This window comes from Streptomyces sp. NPDC021224, from assembly GCF_044332905.1.
Lineage (GTDB): Bacteria > Actinomycetota > Actinomycetes > Streptomycetales > Streptomycetaceae > Actinacidiphila.
This window is the reverse complement of record NZ_JBIRPW010000005.1, coordinates 457,812-476,379: the sequence shown is the minus strand read 5'-3', so window position 1 is coordinate 476,379 and position 18,568 is coordinate 457,812. Positions and strand designations below refer to the sequence as shown.

9 protein-coding genes are annotated in these 18,568 nt (G+C 71.5%); 4 read left to right on the top strand and 5 right to left on the bottom strand.

Annotated features, from left to right (window positions below; all coding sequences use genetic code 11):
• Nucleotides 1-49: 49 nt before the first annotated feature.
• Both ACH4PY_RS16200 and ACH4PY_RS16195 read right to left on the bottom strand, forming a co-directional pair.
• The gene (locus tag ACH4PY_RS16200) at nucleotides 50-916 is read right to left on the bottom strand and encodes an SAM-dependent methyltransferase (RefSeq protein ID WP_398181887.1); all 867 of its coding nucleotides are present in this window, start codon (nucleotides 914-916) and stop codon (nucleotides 50-52) included.
• A 3-nt stretch (nucleotides 917-919) separates the two neighbouring features.
• Nucleotides 920-1,744 (bottom strand): helix-turn-helix domain-containing protein, encoded by an 825-nt coding sequence (locus tag ACH4PY_RS16195; RefSeq protein ID WP_398182154.1) that lies wholly within the window; start codon nucleotides 1,742-1,744, stop codon nucleotides 920-922.
• 281 nt (nucleotides 1,745-2,025) lie between these two features.
• Between ACH4PY_RS16195 and ACH4PY_RS16190 the strand changes: the two genes are divergently transcribed.
• Nucleotides 2,026-2,295: a hypothetical protein gene (locus ACH4PY_RS16190; RefSeq protein WP_398181884.1), complete on the top strand. Its 270-nt coding sequence runs from the start codon at nucleotides 2,026-2,028 to the stop codon at nucleotides 2,293-2,295.
• Between the two features lie 75 nt (nucleotides 2,296-2,370).
• On the top strand, nucleotides 2,371-5,604 hold the full coding sequence (locus ACH4PY_RS16185; RefSeq protein WP_398181881.1) for a P-loop NTPase fold protein: 3,234 nt from the start codon (nucleotides 2,371-2,373) through the stop codon (nucleotides 5,602-5,604).
• Nucleotides 5,605-5,823: 219 nt separating this feature from the next.
• Here ACH4PY_RS16185 and ACH4PY_RS16180 read toward each other — a convergent pair whose 3' ends face one another.
• Nucleotides 5,824-6,345, bottom strand: coding sequence for a DinB family protein (locus ACH4PY_RS16180; protein ID WP_398181878.1), 522 nt, complete (start codon nucleotides 6,343-6,345; stop codon nucleotides 5,824-5,826).
• A 118-nt stretch (nucleotides 6,346-6,463) separates the two neighbouring features.
• Between ACH4PY_RS16180 and ACH4PY_RS16175 the strand changes: the two genes are divergently transcribed.
• Together ACH4PY_RS16175 and ACH4PY_RS16170 are read left to right on the top strand one after the other, a co-directional pair.
• Nucleotides 6,464-9,100, top strand: a complete 2,637-nt coding sequence (locus ACH4PY_RS16175; protein WP_398181875.1) for an ATP/GTP-binding protein — start codon at nucleotides 6,464-6,466, stop codon at nucleotides 9,098-9,100.
• A 48-nt stretch (nucleotides 9,101-9,148) separates the two neighbouring features.
• The gene (locus tag ACH4PY_RS16170) at nucleotides 9,149-10,075 is read left to right on the top strand and encodes a phosphotransferase (RefSeq protein WP_398181871.1); all 927 of its coding nucleotides are present in this window, start codon (nucleotides 9,149-9,151) and stop codon (nucleotides 10,073-10,075) included.
• Between the two features lie 76 nt (nucleotides 10,076-10,151).
• Here ACH4PY_RS16170 and ACH4PY_RS16165 read toward each other — a convergent pair whose 3' ends face one another.
• Nucleotides 10,152-10,730, bottom strand: coding sequence for a suppressor of fused domain protein (locus ACH4PY_RS16165; RefSeq protein WP_398181868.1), 579 nt, complete (start codon nucleotides 10,728-10,730; stop codon nucleotides 10,152-10,154).
• 63 nt (nucleotides 10,731-10,793) lie between these two features.
• Nucleotides 10,794-18,062 carry a polymorphic toxin-type HINT domain-containing protein gene (locus ACH4PY_RS16160; RefSeq protein ID WP_398181865.1) on the bottom strand — a complete coding sequence of 2,423 codons (7,269 nt, stop codon included), beginning with the start codon at nucleotides 18,060-18,062 and terminating at the stop codon, nucleotides 10,794-10,796.
• Nucleotides 18,063-18,568 lie beyond the last annotated feature (506 nt).

Sequence of the window (18,568 nt, the reverse complement as noted above, 5' to 3'; positions counted from 1 at the left end):
GGTGGTGCGGTGGTGCTTCGTGTCAGGTGGTGTGCGGTCGGGGGAGCGGTCAGAGCTTGACGCCGACGGCTCCGTAGCCGCCGATGCCGACGAGGTCGCGGGCGCCCGGGGTCGGGCCGTCGGGGCGCCACAGCGGGAGCTGGACGAGTCCGGGCTCGACCAGGTCGAAGCCGTCGATCAGGCCCATGATCTGGTCGTGGGACCGGAGGTTGAACGTGGCGGTGGCGCGGCTCTGCCGGTAGACGTCGGCGGCCTCCTCCGAGCCCGTTCCCGGGTCGTGGAAGTCGGCGGTCACGTGGCTGAAGAGCAGGTAGCTGCCCTTGGGGAGGGCGTCGCGGTAGGCGGCGACGAGCGCGGCCGGGTCCTCGTCGTCCCGGATGAAGTGCAGGATCGCGACCAGCATCAGGCCCACCGGCTGGTCGAAGTCGATCAGCTTGCCGATGGTGGGGTGGCCGAGGACGCTGTCCGGGTCGCGCATGTCGGCCAGGAAGAAGCCGGTGTTGCCCGCGCCGAGCAGGTGGGCGCCCGCGTGGGTGGCCACGATGGGGTCGTTGTCGACGTACGCGACCCGTACGTCCGGCGAGACCTCCTGCGCGACCTGGTGGGTGTTCGGGGACGTCGGGATGCCGGTGCCGACGTCGATGAACTGCCGTATGCCGCTCTGCGCCGTGAAGCGCACGGCCCGGTGCATGAAGGCGCGGTTGGCGCGCGCGGACGGCACCGCGTCGGGCAGCAGCTGGATGACCTGCTGCGCGGCCTCGCGGTCCACCTCGTAGTTGTCCTTGCCGCCGAGGTAGTAGTCGTACATGCGGGCCGGGTGCGGCCTGCTCGTGTCGATCTCCTCGGCGGTGAATCCCTGCTCGGCCAAGGCTGGTGCCCTCCGGTTCGTGGTGGCCTCGCCACTGCGCGAGTCCATGGTTCAGACCTCCTTGCGCATGCCGTCAAGGATGGCTTTCGTGCTCTGCGCGGGCGCGGCCTGCGCGCACATCCGGTCCAGCGCCTCCAGGAACGCGGAGACGTCGTCGCGCTCGTCGAAGTAGACACCGCTCACCAGGCTCTCCACGTACGCGATGTCCGGGATCTCCTGGAGCTGGAAACGGAAGATGTGGAAGGGCCCGTACATGGCGGGGTGCGGGCCCGCCGCGAAGGGCATGATCTGGAGGCGGACGTTGGGGAGTTCGGTGGCCTCGATGAGGCGGCCGATCTGCTCGCGCATGACCTGGCGGCCACCGATCGGGCGGCGCAGCACCGTCTCGTCCATGACGATCCACAGCAGCGGCGCCTTCTCCTTGCGCAGCAGCGCCTGGCGCTCCATCCGCAGGGTGACCAGCCGGTCGATCTCGTCACCCGGCGCGTGCGGCTGGCCCGCGCGCAGGGTGGCCCGCGCGTAGGACGCCGTCTGCAACAGGCCCGGCACGTAGTGGGGTTCGTACGCGCGGATGATCGACGCCTCGCCTTCGAGGCTGACGAACGCGCTGAACCAGTCCGGCAGGACGTCGCGGAAACTGTGCCACCAGCCGGGGCGGTTGGCCTCGCGGGCGAGGGCGAGGAAGCCGGCGATCTCGTCCGGCGCGGTGACGCCGTAGGTCATGAGCAGCTTCTCGACGTACGGGAGTTTGAGTCCCACCTCGGCCTTCTCCATCCGGCGGATGGTCGCGTGCGTGACGTCCAGCGCCCGGCCCGCCTGCTCGAAGCTCATACCGGCCTGCTCACGCAGGTCCTGGAGGCGCTTGCCCAGCACCATGCGCAGGACGGTGGGCGCGCCACCCGGCCGGGGGTCCATCACGGCGGCTCCTGTTCCTCAACTCCCGTGGCTGGAAAGCAGTCTGTCACGGTGTTAGTGCAGGGGACAGCGGCGTAGGGCCGCATCTGTACATTGCAGTTCGGACATTGCTGCGCGTCGTCCCCATCACCCTCACCCTGCCCACCTGCGCCGCCGTACAGGCATCACCGTCCGGGGCGGGCGCTAGAATCCAGCCACTTCCCCCGCCGGGACGGCCGGGGACGGGCAGGGAGGGGACCGCCATGGGACGCCGGATGCAGGAATGGGCCCGCAAGAAGCAGATGCGGGGCGCGATCGCCGCGCGCGAACGGGGCGACAGCACGTACGTGCACGGACTCGTCCTCGCCGACGAGAAGGTGCGGGACGCGCACATCGGCTTCGTCGAGGCGGAGGGCTGGAAGCTGGTGTCCATGCAGGCCAACCCGGACAACCCGCGTCAGCGCTGGACCCTGACCTTCGCCCGCGCGGAGGCGGTGCGGGCGGCGGCCGCGCCGTCCGACCCGTCGGCCTGACGGCCTGACGGCCGTGAATGTCCCGGTTGCGCAACTCCAGGGTCCGGCGGCCGGAGGCCGGCGCATCATCGGACCGTGACCGACACCGGCTCCGCGCCCGGCACCTCACCCGGACACCACCCGCTCCGGCTCCTCCGCATGGGCAGATCCATGGTCCCCTCCCTCGGCGCGGTGCGGTCGATGGCGTGGGCACGGGACGGCCGACGCCTGCTCCTGGCCGCCGGATACTCCCGCGACCAACTGGCGCTGCTGGAGCTGGCCGGGGGCTCCTTCGTCCCGCGCTTCGGGCTCCCCCTGACCGGCGGTGCGGTGCGCTCGGTGGCCTGGGCGCGCCTAGGCCCGCGCCTGCTGCTCGCCGCCGGAAACGGCAGCGGCACCGTCGCCCTGTGGGATGTGGACGAGGGTCCTCCCGCTTCCTTGGCCAACGCCCGCACCATCCCCGTCGACGACGTGCGTTCGGTGGGGTGGGTGCGGGACCGCGGGCGGCTCCTGCTGGCCACCGGCACCCAGAGCGGCACCGTGCGCATGTGGACCCTCGGCGGGACCGCCCGCCCCCTGGGCCAACCGCCCACCATCAGCCGCACCATCGGCGTTCGGTCGATGGCGTGGGCCTACGACGGGGGGCACCTGACGGCCTGCTGCCACACCGACGGCACCGTCTCCGTGTACGGCGTCGTCAACGAATCGCTGGCCCTCCTCGCGACGGCCGGTGACACCGGTGCCCGGCGTCTGGGATGGGGGCGGGACGACGAGCGGCTCCTGCTGGCCGCCGGCAACGACGACGGCACCGTACGGGTGTGGGAATTCGCCGACCGCTCCCTCATCCCGGTGGGCGGCCCCGTCGCCGCCCACACCGGCCGGGTCGGGACGGTGGCATGGGCACGGAGCGGGCGCCGCGCGCTGCTGGCGACAGGCGGCGAGGACGACGGCACCGCACGCGTGTGGGAAGCGGGCGGGAACTCCCTCACTCCCCTCGGCGAGCCCTCCGGCGCTGAATCCGGGGGGGTGCACTCGCTGGCGTGGGCGTCCGACGGCGGGCAGTTGCTGCTGGCCGTCGGCAGCGACGAAGGATCCATCCAGCTGTGGGAGGCCGTGGAGGACCGTGCGGTGCCCCGGCTCCCCGCCTACCGTTCGGACGCGCTCGGCGTTGCCGACGAGCTCGCGCGCTCCGACGAGGCGCGGGCGCTCGCGGAACTGGTCACGGCGCGGTCGGCACGGCCACCGCTGGCCGTGGGGCTGTTCGGGGACTGGGGGGAAGGCAAGAGCCACTTCCTGGGCCTCGTGCAGGAACAGGTGGACACGGTGGCACGGGCGGGCAACCCGCTGGCTCATCACGCCGTACGGCAAGTGCGGTTCAACGCCTGGCACTACGCCGAGACCGGGCTGTGGGCGAGCCTCGTCGCCGAGCTCTTCGCACAGCTCGCCTCCCCGCCCGGCACGGGCGACCCCGGCGGGGCGCAGCGGAGCATGTCCCGGCTGACCGCCGAACTGGTCTCCGCGCGCGGCCTGCGGACACGGCTCGACGCCGCCCGCAGACGCCGCGACCGCCTCGAAGAAGCCCTGCGGGAACGGAACCTGTGGGATGCGCTGTCCCCCGAGCAGCAGCGGCAGGTCACCGATCTGGTCGGCGAGGACGCCCTCTCGGCACGGCTGTACCGGCAGGCCGCGATCGGCGCCTCCGCCGTCCAGGAACGCCTGTTCACGCTACGGACGGTCCTGCGCGGGGTCGGCACGGCACGGATGGCGGTCTTCCTCGCCCTGCCCGTCGTGGTGGCGGTCGCGGGCGGGTTGCTCACGACGCTCGGGACGTCGCGACGGCCCTGGTCCGGGAGCTTCCTGGGGGTGCTCCCCCTGCTCCTCGGGGCCGAATGGCTGCGCGGCCGGTTCGGCGAGACCCGGACCCGCCTCCAGGGCGCCTGGTACAGCGTACGGCGGATCGTCGAGAAGCAGCGGGCGAGGCTGCTGACCGCCGCGGAGGTGGCGGCGGCGGAAGTGGCCGCGCTGGAGCGCCAGATGCAGGACCTCACGGCGGCCGGCCAACTCGCCGGGCTGATCGGCGACCGGGCCGCTGCCGGGGACTACCGCAGCCAGCTCGGCGTCATGACGCAGATCCGGGAGGACTTCCAGCGGATGGCGGACCTGCTGGGGCGGGCCGCCGCACCGGACGAGGGGGCGGACGCCGGGTCCGGGGGCGAAGACGGGTCAGGGGCCGGGGCCGCGCCCGGCGGGAACGGCAGGGGCGGACGTCACGGGCCGGACGACCCCGGCGCCCGCGACGAGGCGGACGACGCGCTCCCGCAGATCGACCGGATCATCATCTACGTCGACGACCTCGACCGCTGCCCGCCCGCACGGGTCGTCGAGATGCTGGAGGCCATCCACCTCCTGCTCGCCGTCGAGCTGTTCGTGGTCGTCGTCGCGATCGACCCCCGCTGGCTGCTGCGGGCGATCTCGGCGCACTACCGCGACGTCCTCGACGCCATGCCCGGCGAGGGCGCCGCGGGCATGGGGGCGTCCACACCGGCCCAGTACCTGGAGAAGATCTTCCAGGTCGTGCTGACGCTGCCCGCGCTGGACGCGGGCGGGTACGCGCGGATGATCGACAAGCTCGTCGGCGTGCGGGACGACCGGACGCCGCCGCCCGCCCCGCCCGGTGCATCGCCACCACCGCCCGGCCCGGGAGCCGCGCGGGCCTCAGGCGGTGCGGACGCGGCGTCCGACCGGGTGGTGGCCGGGGACGAGGACGACATGGCCCTCGCCGTACCGCGCGTGGACACCGTCCGCGTCGTGGAACGCACCGACCCGCTCACCCTGGAGCCCGACGAACTCGCCCTGCTCCGGCTGCTCGGCCCGCCCCACCTCGTGGCGACACCCCGCGCGGTGACGCGGCTGGCCAACAGCTACGGTCTGCTCACCGCGCTGCGGCGGACCCACCGCGAGGCCGACCTCGCGCAGGCGGGGCCCGGCGCGGCGGGGGCACCGCCGTACCGGGCGGGCATGGTGCTGCTCGCGGCGCTCGTCGCGTACCCCGCCCTCGGCCCGGCGCTGTGCCTGCACCTCCACGCGGAGGCGACGGCCCGTCCCGACGCGGCCTGGGCGGACTTCTGCGCGGCCCTCCCGCCCGCCTCGGCCCCCGCCGACCCCCAGTGGGAGGCGCTGCGCACGGCCCTGGCCCACGTCACGCGGACGGCCACGGCCCACGGCCTCCCGCTGCCCGCGCCCCTCGCGGTCTGGCGCGACTGGGTCCTCCCGGTGGCCCGGCTGTCCTTCCCGGCGGGCAGCATCGTCCCGACCCTCGGCCCCGCCTGAGGCGCGGGCGTCATTCCGATGCCTACGCCGGAAGAATGGCCGACCGGGAACGGGAAGCGTGTTACGCCCGGGGGCCGGGAGCGATCCCTGGGTTGCGCGGCATGAACCTGAGAAAATCCCCGGCCCCCGCCCCCGCCGCCGGGCGCGGGCGCCACCGGCTCGGGCGGTGGGCCGCAGGCGGACTCGGCGTGCTGACGCCGCTCTGGCCCCAGGCCCCGGTCAGTCCCCCGTCCGCCCGTCCGTGCGCTCGCGCAGGAGATCGGCGTGGCCGTTGTGCCGCGCGTACTCCTGGATCATGTGCACGAACACCCACCGCACGCTCAGCCGCCTCCCCGACGACGCGGCGAACGTCTCGTCCAGCCCCCGCCCCTCGACCGCCACCCGCGCCGCCGCGACCTCCTCCGCGTACCGCGCGAAATCCCGCTCGGCGCAGGCCGCGTCCACCCCGCCGAACCCCTCCTCCGCGTCCTCCGGCCAGACCGCTCCCACGTCCTGACCCGCCACCCGCCGCCGGAACCAGGCCCGCTCCACCTCCGCCATGTGCCGCACGAGCCCCAGGAGGGTGAGCGAGGACGGCTCGACCGCGGCCCGGGCGAGCCGCGCCCCGTCCAGCCCCGCACACTTGGCGACCAGCGTCTCCCGCTGCCAGTCCAGCCACCCCTCCAGCATCCCCCGCTCCCCCAGCACGGCCAGATCCCCCAGCCCCCCGCCCCGCCCGGCCGCCGGCACCGTCCACGTCATGCGGCCACCTTCCCGCGGTCACCCGCCCGCGTACAGCGCCCGGACAGCGGCGTGTGCTCCTACACTGACTGACGGTGCGTCTGCTCGCACCCTGCGTGTTGCGCCGGAAGGGACTGCCTTGCCTCGGTCGGATCTCCGCTCGCTGTTCCGCTCCAACCAGCAGAACCTGACGGCCGAAGAGGTCTTCGCAGACCGGATGGACGAGTGGGGGGCCGTCGCCCGCAGTCTCGTCCAGCACGCGGCGTCGCTGCGCGAACCCGGCTTCGGGGTCGAGGACTTCGAGCGACCGAGGCGCAATGTGCTGGTCTTCTACGGGGTGGGCGGGATCGGCAAGTCGACCTTCTCGCGGCGGCTGGAGGCGCATCTTTCCGCCAACGGGCAGGACACGCCGCAGTGGACGCCCGTACCGGCAGAGGCCGGGCGGCTGCTGCCCGTCCGGGTGGACCTCTCGCGGCAGTCGGGGCTGGGCTTCGAGGACATCGTGCTGGCGCTGCGGCTGACCGCCGGGCAACTGGGTCGGCCCATGCCAGCGTTCGACCTGGCGCTGCGGCGGTATTGGGACGTGAACCACCCCGGGGAGCCGCTGGAGGCGTATCTGCGGCGGCACGGCTTCCTTCGGCGGTTCGCCACCGCCGTGTCCCTGCCCGAGCAGGTGCAGTCCGTGCTGGGGGACGTGGCCCAGGCCGTCGCCCTCCCAGGCACGCTCGGGACCCTCGTCGGCCAGACGCTGCGCTCGGTCGTCGGCTCGCTGCGCGAGCACCGGCAGAACGTGCGGGCCCTGGCCGGCTGCACCCGGCTCGCCGACCTGCTGGAGGCCGACGCCGACGCCGACGCGCTCTCCTACTACGCCCACCTGCTCGCCTGGGACTTCGCCCAACTCCCCGCCGAGCAGTCCGGCACCCTCGTCGTCCTGCTCGACACCTTCGAGGACGTAGGCGACCGTACGCACCGGGAGCTGGAACGGCTTCTCCAGCGCGTCGCCTGGCTCATGCCCAACGCCCTCTTCGTCGTCACCGGCCGCAACCGCCTCCAGTGGGACGACGAGCGCCTCGACGGACAGCTCGACTGGACCGGCCCCGCCGCGTGGCCCCAACTCGCCCCCGGCACCACGGCCGAACCGCGGCAGCACCGCGTCGGCTACCTCTCCGCCGAGGACTGCGAGCGCTACCTGAGCCGACGCCTCACCCGCGACGGGCAGCCGCTCATGGCCGCCGGGACACGCCACGAGATCGTCCGGCGGTCGCACGGACTGCCGCTCTACCTCGACCTCGCGGTCATGCGCTACCTCGACCTCTACCAGCGCACCGGGCACCAGCCCGGAGTGGGCGAATTCCGCTACGACTTCCCCGCCCTGGTGGCCCGGACCTTCCGCGACCTGTCCACCGCGGAGCGGCAGGTGCTGCGTACGGTCAGCCTGCTCGACTCCTTCTCCGTCGGCCTGGCCACCGCCGCCTCCGGACTCGAACAGGACGGCCCCACCCTCCAGTTGGTCGATCGGCCGTTCGTGGACAGCGACCCCGGCGCACCCTGGCCGTACCATCTGCACGACCTGATCCGCGAAGCCGTCCTCGACGCCGACGAGACCGCCGAGGACCGCTGGTCCGCGGCGGACTGGCAGCGCGCCGCCCAGCGGGCCTTTGACGCGCTCGGCACCGAATTGCCGCCCCCCGGCGAAGGGCGGCAGCGCCTGCTCGGCTGCCTCACCCAGGGGCTCCGGCTCGCCAGGGACCGCGACCTGGAACTGGGCTGGCTCGTCGACGCCGCCTTCCGCTACGTCGCCGACTTCATCTGGGAACCCGTCGAACTCCCGCCGGGCCGCGGCGGAAACGCCGCCGCCGCACTCGCCGTGACGCTCCGCGCCGTCGCGCGGCGCCAGCGCGTCCACCGGCAGGAAACCGTCGAGCAGTTGACGGCGGTGCTCGCCGAAGGGCTGCTGCCGCCCCCCGCGCAGGACCTCGCTCGCTACTACCTCGCCGAATGCCAGCGCGACCTCGGCCGGCTCGACTCGTCCGCCGCCGGCATGCGGCAGGTCGCCGCGGGCACGAGCCCGCTGGCCGCCGACGCCGCCCGCGGCCTCGTCCACCTCGCCCGCCGACTCGGCGACTTCCCCGCCGTGCAGGCCGCCACCGAGCAGCTCGGCGCCGGAAGCCGCCACCACCGCACCCTTGGCGACCTGTGGTGGACCCAGGGCAGCATCGCCCGCGCCTGCTCCGCCTACGACGACGCCCGCCGCGAGGCCGACGCCGAATCCAGCGCCGGGGAGGCCGCACTGAGCCAGGCCTGCCTTGCCTTCGCCGCCGCCTTCGAGGACGCCGGGCGCGCCCACCAGCAGATCCTGCTGGCCGAGGAGTTGCTGGCGGGTGCCAGCATCCGGTGGGCCGACGTCCAGACCCGCATCGCCGCGCTGCTCCGCGACGCGGGCACCGACCCGGAGCTGCCCGCCCGCGCCTCCGGAGTCGAAGCGGAAGCCGAGGCGGGAGGCCTCACCTCGTCCGTCGCCTACACCAGGCTCGCCGTCTGCTTCCACCACGCGGTGCTCGCCGACCGGCCCGCCCTCGACGCCGCCCGGGAGCGGCTGCGCGGCTGCGTCAACGGGGCGGAGTTCGCCTACCTCGCGGAGATCAGCCACTTCTTCGACGCCACCGAGCCCCCGCCGACCCTCCCCCGCGCCACATGGCTCGACGGCACCCCCACCACGGCATCCCGCTGGCACACCCTCGTCCACGACCGCCGAGCGGCCATCGTCTCCCGCTGAACCCCGTATGAACACCACGCGGACGCCGCGCAGACGCTACCGTGCAGCGTGGCCACGTACACCGCTCTGGAAGCCCTCGACCTGCCCACCGTCGCACGCCGGTACGGCCTGCATGCCCCGACCGCCGGGCCGCTGAAGGGCGGAGCCGCCAACTCAAGCTTCCGCCTTGACACCCCGGACGACGGCCGCGCCTACGTCCTCACCGCGCTGGACAACCACGACGAGGCCAGCGCGCGGCACCTGGCCCGCATCACCCGCGCCTTCGCCGACCTCGGGTTGCCCACCGCCCGGGTCGTCGCCGACCGGGACGGGGACGACATCACCGTCCTCGACGGAAAGCCCTACCTGCTCAAGGAGCTGATCCCCGGCGAGGTCGCCGACCCGCTCCCCGAGGAGTTGCTGCCCGCGGCAGGCGAACTCCTCGCCCAACTCCACGGCTTCCCGCCCGCGGGCATCGGCCTGCCCGTCGGCACCCGGCGGCTGAGTCCGGCCCACCGTGCGGCAGCCGCCGACTTCCCGGACCGCGGCTTCGCCGCCTGGCTGGACCGGCAGCTCACCAAGATCGACCGCCACGAGGCCGACCACCGGCGGCCGTCCGTCGCCGTCCACGGCGACCTCTTCGCCGACAACCTCATCGTCCGCCCCGACGGCGGCCTGTCGGTCATCGACTGGGAGACCGCCTCCCTCGACGACCCCCTCCTCGACCTCGGCATGGCGGCGGTCGGCCTCTGCCAAACCCCCATCGGCTTCCTCTCCCCCACCCGCCTCACCCTCCTCCTCGACGGATACACCCCCCGTCGGCCCCTCCCTCCCGAGGACCGCGCCCAACTCCCCATCGAGATCACCCACGCGGCGGTGATCATCGCCTTCCACCGCTACCACCGCCACAACGTCCGCTTCCCCAACCCGGCCCGCGCGTCCTATCACGAGCAGATGATCACCTTCGTGGAGTCGGTGGGCGACGCCCACCCCTGACCCGCAGGCCCTGGATGGGCGCCGGGCATTGCGGTCGAACCAGGCGTTCTCGACACCACGTAGCGCGGCAGCAGCGTCAGACGACCGGTTCGCGCAGTGGATCACATCGATCCCATTCGCGTTCCCAAAGCGCGTCGAATCCATCCTTTCTCACAAGCTCCCGTTCCGACGAGTAGATCGGGTAGACCCCCACGAAGTCCACCACATCCTCATCTCTCACGCCGGCCGGGCTCACGCTAAACGGAAGGAGCGCCAAACTACTTACCGGCGCACCCACAAGGAGGCTCGACATCCCCGACTCCTCCACAAATCGCTGGGCATAGCCAATGGCCCGTCCTGGATCAAAAGGCGAGATTCCACGCAGCGCGGCAACAGCCTTTGCCGGAACACTGGCCCAGGACAAGTTTTGGCTCCGAACCGTGATGACAAGTTCATGACGGCGGACCGTCCCATCAGCCGAGCCTGAAAGCGAGAGCCCGTACGTGATCCCGGTCAGGAGACCGGTGCTCGGCATGTCCCTGTACGCAAGTGCGAGAACGCGGCCATCACCCGGCTCACGCGGCTCGACCTCCTCGACGATCGGGTCCGCACCCGTCACATCGCGCAGGCGGGCCAGGTACAGGGTGAGCCGCTCAGAGGTATCGCGACCAGTCACTTCAGACGCTCCGCAAAGAGTAGACAGTGTGTGAACGATAGCTGCCCCGCCCCCTCTGCGGTGCTAGCCGAGATCCCTGTCATCCCACCAGCCCTTATAGGCAGGCACCCATTGGGTCCGAGAGTGGTCAATATATGAGTTGAACTCATCAAACCGGTGAGCTGGGATCCTGAACTCGGTTACACCCTTCAGTCCATTCTTGTTCTCAAGAGGAAATTCAAGATCTCCGAATGCATCCTTGAATCCAGGCTTCATGGAGAAGACATGGAATCCGGGCTCGTGCCCATTACCCGCATACTGCGCCGCACCCTCAGGCATATTCGCAAGATAAGCAGTCGGATGCGATCCTTCGTGATTGGCGACGTCCAGCCCGGTGGATTCACTCTCTTTATTTCCCGCGCCAGGGGATCGATAGAGTTTGACCTCACAACTGGCATCCGTATTGTGGACGAGGACCGGAGTGCCGCCGGCCAGCACGTAGTAGGTGTGGAGTTGCTCGACGGTCAGGTTGTAGCGGTCGGCGGTGCCCGGGGTTGCGTGGAGGCCGACGACCCTGACGTGGGTACCGGTGTTCGTGTTGAGGTAGTCGCCTAGGTCGAGAGCGCCGGCAGGGACCCAGGTGTGGGAGGTGTCGTCCCAGAAGGGGTGGTTGGCCGTCGTGTGGAGAGTGGCGGGCTTGCCGTCGACGCCTTGGACCGTCACATCGAGAAGGTCGGTGTCGTGGTTGATCCACTGGTGCTGGACCTCACGGCTGCCGACGTCCTTGCCGGTTTCCGGGTCGCCTGCTTCGACCTTGTCGCCCGGTTTGACGGCGACGATGGGCTTGGTCGTGCCGTCGCCCAGGAGCACGGGCGTATCCGGGGAGAAGCTGCACCCTTCGCCGCCGCCGGGCGCACCCCCTCTTCCGCCTCCCCCGCCCGCCGCGTGGCTCGCGCCCGCGAGATTGGCCACTACCGCGGCGCCTGCCGCCACCGTGGTCGCTCCCGCCGCTTCCGCCGCCACGCTCAGGCCTGCCGAGGCCGCGGCCACCGAGGCCATCGCCAGGGAGCCGGTGGCCAGGGAGGATTCGGCGAAGGCGGTCGCCATGGGGAGGGCGATCTCGGGCATGATCACGATCGCCGTGATGATCGCCGCCGCCGCGAGGGCGATGACGGCCGCGTTGATGATCGTGTCAAGGTGGCGTTTGACCTGGCAGGCGACGTTGTACCAGGCGCAGTGGCGCTTCGCCGCCTTCGCCGCGGCGGCCTTGGCCTTGGCGCGGGCCTGGGCCTCGGCCTTCTCCTGGGCGGCCTTGACGGCCGCCGCGTAGGCCTTGGCGGCGGCGTCGGCGTAGGCCCTGTCGGCCTTGGTGACGGCGTCGTTGTAGCCGGAGCAGGTCTTGGGGGTGCAGAGGGCGCCGAAGCCGTTGTCGTGGGCGAGTTTCTGGGAGATGGGCTTGGCGCCCTTGACGACGGGGACGTTCATGGTGGGGTCGGCCCACCAGTTGTCGAGGCCCGTGGGGTCGCTGAAGGTGACGGGGTTGGCGGAGGCGTAGGTGTAGCCGTTGAGCTGCTGGGGGTCGGTTTCCAGGACGGGGTCGAGGGAGAGGAAGCGGCCGAGATCGGTGTCGTACTCGCGGGCACCGATCGTCGTGAGTTCGTCGTCGGGGTCCTGGGGGCTGTTGAGGAAGCCGTTGGGGTCGAGCCAGCTGCTGCCCGGGGTGGGGCCGCGGGGGGCGCCGTAGGGGGTGTACTGCTGCCAGGACGGGTTGGCGGCGGTCGCGTCGAGGGCGAGGGTGCCGGTGCCGTGCTGGTCGCCGTACTCGAAGCCGTAGCCCTTGGTGGTGACGACGGCCTGGCCGCCGCCGGGCAGGTCGTAGGAGCGGACGTTGCTCAGGTCGCCGGACGCGGTGTCGAGGGTGATCTGCTGGTCGGGCAGGAAGACGGTGACGGAGCCGGGGTCGGTGCGTTCGACGACGCCGCCGTCCGCGTCGTAGAGGTAGCCGGTGGTGTGGGTGCCGGTGGTCGCGGTGCTGAGCCGGCCCTCGTCGTCCCAGGTGAGCGACTGCGCTCCGGCGGTGGTGGGGCGGGAGACGGTGTCGCCGAGGCTGTCGTAGCAGTAGTTCTTGGTCGTGGTGGTCGCGCCGGTCGTGGTGGCCGCCGAGGCGAGGGTGTGGGCGCCGGAGCTGGTGGCGGCGCAACCGGTGGCGCTGCCGCCGTACGCGTAGACCGTGCTGGTGTCGGCGCCGCCGGTCAGCGAGTGCTGCACCTGCTGCTTGGGCTGGCCGAGCGTGTCGAAGCTCCAGCTGGTCCAGTACGCGCCGTCGCTCACCCCGTCGGTCACGACGGCCGCCGCGGTCTGCGGGGTGGGGGCGGTGTCGCAGGTGCCGGCCGCGCTGCTCGCGCTCGTCCACGCCTGGGAGAGCCGGTCGAGGCCGTCGTACCGGTAGCACTGCGTCTCGGTGGCGCCGCTGCCGCGGATGTCGGTCTGGGAGGTGATGTTGCCCGACGGGTCGTACGCGAACTTCGTGCGGTCCATCGGGGTGGCCGAGACCGCGGTGTTGACGACGTTCTGGTCGGTGAGCGCGCCGGTGTGGGTGTCGTACGTGCTGGTGACGTACGCCTTCGCCGCCGCCGAGCCGACGACCTGCTGGGCGACCTGGCCGAGCGCGTCGTAGGCGACGTTCTGGACGTAGCCGTGGCTGCCGGAGAGCGTGCACTCCTGGTCGATGCCGTTGTAGCCGCAGTAGCCGGTGGTCAGGACCTCCTTGGCCATGCCGCCCGCCGCGGGGACGAGCGTGGCCTTGGGGCGTCCGACGGTGTCGGTGTAGCTGTGCTGGTAGGTGTAGTCGCCGGCCAGCACGCTGGTGCCGGGCACGGTGTACGTCTCGCCGAGCGACTCGGCGAAGATGTTGAAGCCCTTGGCCTGTGTGACGAAGGTGCCCGCGGGGGTGTAGGACCGGCTCGCCGTGAGGTGGCCGATGGGATAGGTCATGCCCGGCACGGCGTTGTCGCTGTTGTCGTACGTCCACGAGGCGACCTCGTTGGCGGGCGACTGCCCGGCCAGCGGCGCGTCGTACTCGGCGGTCTTGCGGTTGAGCTTGTCGAAGACGAAGGACAGGGTGTGCCCGGCCGGGTCGGTGGACTGCACCTGGTTGCCGGCGCCGTCGTAGAGGATCGGGGACTGCGCGGGGGTGCTGCCCGCGTCCGGGTCGGTCGAGCCGGTGACGTCGCCGTGGTAGTTGTACCGCGTGCCCCAGACGTCGCCCGCGGCGTCGACGGTCTGTTGGGCGCGGCCGAGCGCGTCGAAGGTGTAGCGGGTGGCCTGGACCGTTCCGCCGGTGACCTTCGCGGTGGTGAAGCCGCCCGCGGTCGCTGTCGTCACCGTCGGGGCGGTGTCGTACTGGTCGAGTTCGGTGGTGCGGCCCATCGCGTCGGCGGTGATCGCGGTCGCGGGCTTGCCCTGCGGCGGGACGCTGACGGTGCGGTCGCCGAGGTACTGGCTGTAGGCGACCTCCCGGACGGTCTTGTCGTCGAGTCCGGTGACGACGGTCGGGCGGCCCATCCCGTCGTAGGAGGTGATCGTCTGCTGGTGGACGTTGTTGTCCGCGGTCTGCTCCAGGACACCGTTGGGGTTCGACGAGTCGTCCTGGTAGGCGTCGTTGGTCTGGGTGACCCAGCCGTGCGTGTCGTAGAAGGTGTCGCTGATGATCCGCCCGGTGCCCGTGGTGACCGCCTGGTCCTGGGTCTGGCGGGTGCGCAGCAGCGCGTCCAGCAGGTTGGTGGACGCGGTGTAGCCGCCGCCGTCGTTCATCACCTTGGTCGTGACGACAACCGGCGCGGTCGTGCCCTCGGCCGGGAAGCTGTAGCTGTAGAGCTGGTTGGCGGGCTTGTCGGTGGTGCGGGAGTCCTGCCAGACGGCGATCGTGCGGCCGAGGCCGTCGCTGTGGACGGTGGAGACGACGCCGTTGACGTCGGTGGCGGTCAGGGTGACCGCCCGCTCGGGGTCGTACGTGGATGTCGTGCTCTGGCCCAGGGCGTTCGTGGCCTTGACCGCGGTGGTCGTCAGGTAGGAGGTGTCGGTGTACGCGGTGGTGGTCTTGTTGCCGTTGCCGTCGTACGTGGCCGTGGGGCGGCCGTGAGTGTCGTAGACGGTGGCCGAGTCGGTGCGGTAGACGAAGGCACCCGCCGCGTAACCGACGGCGTCCTGCTGCACGGAGGAGTCGGCGAGCGTCGGGGCGGGCTGCGGCCACGCCGGTGACGCGGGCTGCGGCCAGGTCGCCGCCATCGTCTGGTTGTCGTAGAAGGTGCGGGTGTCCGAGATGACGTCGGTGGCCCGGTCCAGCCCGGCCGGCGCGGTCAGGGCGTTGGTCTGCGCGGCGGTGGGGGCGCTGGCCCCGGCCGGTGAGGTGCCGCCGCAGGGCTTGGCGTCGGTCTCGGTCTCGGCGACCAGGCCGCTGAGGTTGAGCGCGGTGTTCGCGGCGGCGTACGTGGTGCGGGTGCAGGTCTCCTGCGAGCCGGTCTTCCCGGCCTTGGCGAGGTCGCCGTGCGCGTACGAGAACTTCTCCAGGCCGAAGGTCGGCGAGTCCGGGTCGGTGTCGAAGCTGACGTCGGTCTCGGTGGTGCGCCAGGTCGTGGGCGAGGTGCTGGTGATCGCCTGGCGGTCCCATGTCTCGACCTGGCCCATGGCGTGCGCGGTCAGCGGCGGCAGGCCGCTGCGGGTGCGGCTCGCATAGGACGCCGACAGCCAGTAGGAGTTGATGGTCGAGTGGTCGACCGGGCCGCCGTCGTACGTGTAGGTGGCGCTCTCCATCGCCTGGCCGGCGAACTCGTCGGTGTCGGGGTGCTTGCCGCCCTGCGAGTCGGTGAGCGTGACGGACCGGCTCGACGTCGACGACAGCCAGTCGCCGTCCATGCCGCGGTAGTACCAGGACTCGGAGAGCGTGAGCGGGTCGGTGCCCTGGCCGGTGCGGACCTGCACGTCGCCGTAGCCGCGCCACTGGCCGTAGGTGCGGTACTTCGCCTTGACCAGCTCGTTGTCGTCGTAGTGCCAGGCGGCCGGGCCGAGGTACTTGTACGACGTGTAGAGGCCGGCGGAGCCGCCGGAGGGGTCGGACTGGGCGACCGAGGTGGCCACGTACTTGTTGAACCAGTCCAGGTAGGACGTGTTCACGCCGTCCGGGCTCCAGCGGACCGGGAAGCAGGACGAGGTGTTCGTCTTCGGGTCCAGGTCCTGGATGCTGCTGGGCGTGCACGCCGAGACCAGGCCGTAGGTGACGCTGATGACGCTGCCGGTCTCGGTGGTGATCGAGCCGATGCGGTAGCGGTTGAGCGGGCCGAGGCCGCCGCCGACACCGGAGGTGAAGTTGACGCGGTTGGCCATCATCGTCGGCGCGAAGGTCACCTTGGGCAGGGTGACCGCGGGGCCGCCCGCGGTGGTGTCGCTGCCGGTGTGCGCGATGGACTTCAGCCACAGGGTCGAGGTGTTGAAGGTGCCCGTCGTCGGGATCGACTGGTCCAGGGCCCAGGAGTCGACCGTACGGTAGGCGCTGCCGTCCCACTGCTGGGTGCTGATCGAGGAGAGCCGCACGGTGGAGAAGAAGGCCGGGCCGTAGCTGTCGCAGCCGGACGTCTTCGCGCACAGCAGGTCGAAGGGGACGTCCGGCCAGCTCGACGCCGTGTCCTTGGTCAGCGCCGGGCAGCTGGCCTGGCCGCAGCGGTCGCCGCTGTCGTAGACGACCTTGTCCGGCACCGTCCCGTAGGCGTTGCCGTCGGTGAAGCCGTAGTCGATGTGGTCGAGGTAGCTGTCCCGGACGTACACACCGTCGGCGGCTCCGTCCCGCTCGCCGTAGTGGTTGGTCGACTGCTTGTAGTAGTACGCCATCGCCCCGCCGTGCAGGTTGGTGACGTAGTCCAGGTGCCAGCGGTAGGCCATCGTGCACACGGAGTCGGCGAAACCGGAGGACTTGTAGCAGGGGCCGGAGGACTCCGGGGAGAACACCGGCTCGGTGTCGACGGAATGCGTGGTGGGCTTGCCGTCGGTCCATCCCGGGAGCTTGTTGAGGCCGAAGGAGAAGACCGTGCCCGAGCGGTCGGTGACCGTCCAGTAGTCGGTGTTGTACGTGCCGCTGCCGTTGCCCGTCCCGGTGTGGTGGGCGACGACGTCACCGCTGCCGTTGGCCGGCTCGTACGTCTTCTTGTCGGCGTCCCAGATCAGTGACGTGGTCGAGCCGTTGAGGGACAGCGTCAGCAGCGGGCCGTCGTAGCACATGTCGCCGGTGGAGTCGGCGCTCGGCAGGTCCTTGCCCGCGACGGCGTCGCTGCACGAGAGGAAGGACTGCTCGACGAAGGAGTCCGCGGCCGACCAGCCGTCACCGATCCACGACGACTGCGCCTCGGTGGACGCGACCTGCCCGTCGATGCTCCCCGAGTCGTACGACAGGTCGGGCGTCGGCTCCAGCCCGGTCACGGACGGCGGTACGTCGATCGGGTAGGCGTAGTCGAAGGAGCCCGCCGAACCGCCCGCGGTCCACGAGCCGGACGGCTTCATCGACGTGGCCCCGTACTGGCCGCCCGCGCCGCCGCCGTCGCCCGAGGACGCGGCGGAGGTCGCGGCCAGGACGACGGGGGCGGCGGTGGCGGACGCGGACGCGGGGGCGGTCAGCGCCATGGTGGTGGACAGCGTCTGGGCGGCGCCGTCGTTGCTGGTCCGCAGCGGGGTCTGGGTACGGCACGAGGCGAGCTGCGGGGTCGTCAGGGCGCAGGCGGGGAGCTGGACGAGATGCAGGCGCGAGGCGTAGTCGCCGCCGTACGCCTGGGCGAAGGAGGAGTAGTCCACGCCGAGGCGCACCGTGCCGGGTCCGGAACCGGTGGGTGTCACCTGGGCCAGCACGCCGGTGATCCCGGCGTTCTCGGCAGCCTTCCGGTCGAGCACCTTCACATGGAGGGCAGTCAGACCGCCGGCGGGGCTCTTGGTGGCGCTCCTGGTGGTCGCGGTGTCCGTGCCGGCCTTGCTCGTCAGGCCGGCCGCGGGCTCGACCCGCTGGGCCCACACCGGGCTGCCGGGGCTGCCGCTCCGGGCGGAGGTCAGCTCCAGCGTGCTGGACGCGGCGGACGGGAAGGCCGTCGCGGTGGCCTTGTAGGGCTTGGCCTGCTGGGCGGCCTTGGGGGCCGCCCGGTGGACGGGGCTCACCGGGACGGGCGCGCCGAGCAACGGCTTCGGCGCGTGCACGTGCGCCTTGGCGGGCGGCAGCGCGGACGCGACAGCGGTCTGCAGGACCAGCGCGAAGATCGCCAGCAGGGCGACCCTCAGCGACAGGAACCGGTTTCTGTTCCACCACAGCTTCGACCGCACTGCCCCGCCCCCCACTTCCCCGGACAGCGTCCGGACCAACTGCGCAGCAGCACAAGGCTTTTGCCACAGAGCATCAGCGGAGGAAGTTAGCGCCAGTTGGCTGGCACACGGATCAAAAGACGGCTGTGATGTGCATCACTTTTTCTGTGCAGCTCTCGTGAGTTTTCCGTGATGCTGCCGAAAAGCTAAAGCCGAACCCTGCGAGCAGTAAAGCGATTTCCAAATATCAAGGAGAATCGCGGGCAAAAAGGGGCACCGCTCACCAGTCCTTCACGCCGAACACTCATGGGCTGTACAAGTCCTTCGGAATACTCACGGCGACACGCCAGCCGCCCAACCCGGGCAAACGGGAAGTGAAGTGATGATGACTCACAGACCACGCAAACCCGCTGCCAGGAGAGGCGGCGCGGCACTCGCGCTCGGCGCGCTCTCCGCGGCATTCCTCGTTGCGCTGCCCCCCGGCACCGCGGCGGCCGACAGCGGAATTCCGGCTTCCCCTTCCACTG

Excerpts from the sequence above, each read along its gene's own strand:
- ACH4PY_RS16190 (WP_398181884.1), top strand. The coding sequence starts at position 2,026 with ATGGGACGCCGGATGCAGGAATGGGCCCGCAAGAAGCAGATGCGGGGC.
- ACH4PY_RS16200 (WP_398181887.1), bottom strand. The coding sequence starts at position 916 with ATGGACTCGCGCAGTGGCGAGGCCACCACGAACCGGAGGGCACCAGCC.
- ACH4PY_RS16195 (WP_398182154.1), bottom strand. The coding sequence starts at position 1,744 with ATGGTGCTGGGCAAGCGCCTCCAGGACCTGCGTGAGCAGGCCGGTATG.
- ACH4PY_RS16180 (WP_398181878.1), bottom strand. The coding sequence starts at position 6,345 with ATGACGTGGACGGTGCCGGCGGCCGGGCGGGGCGGGGGGCTGGGGGAT.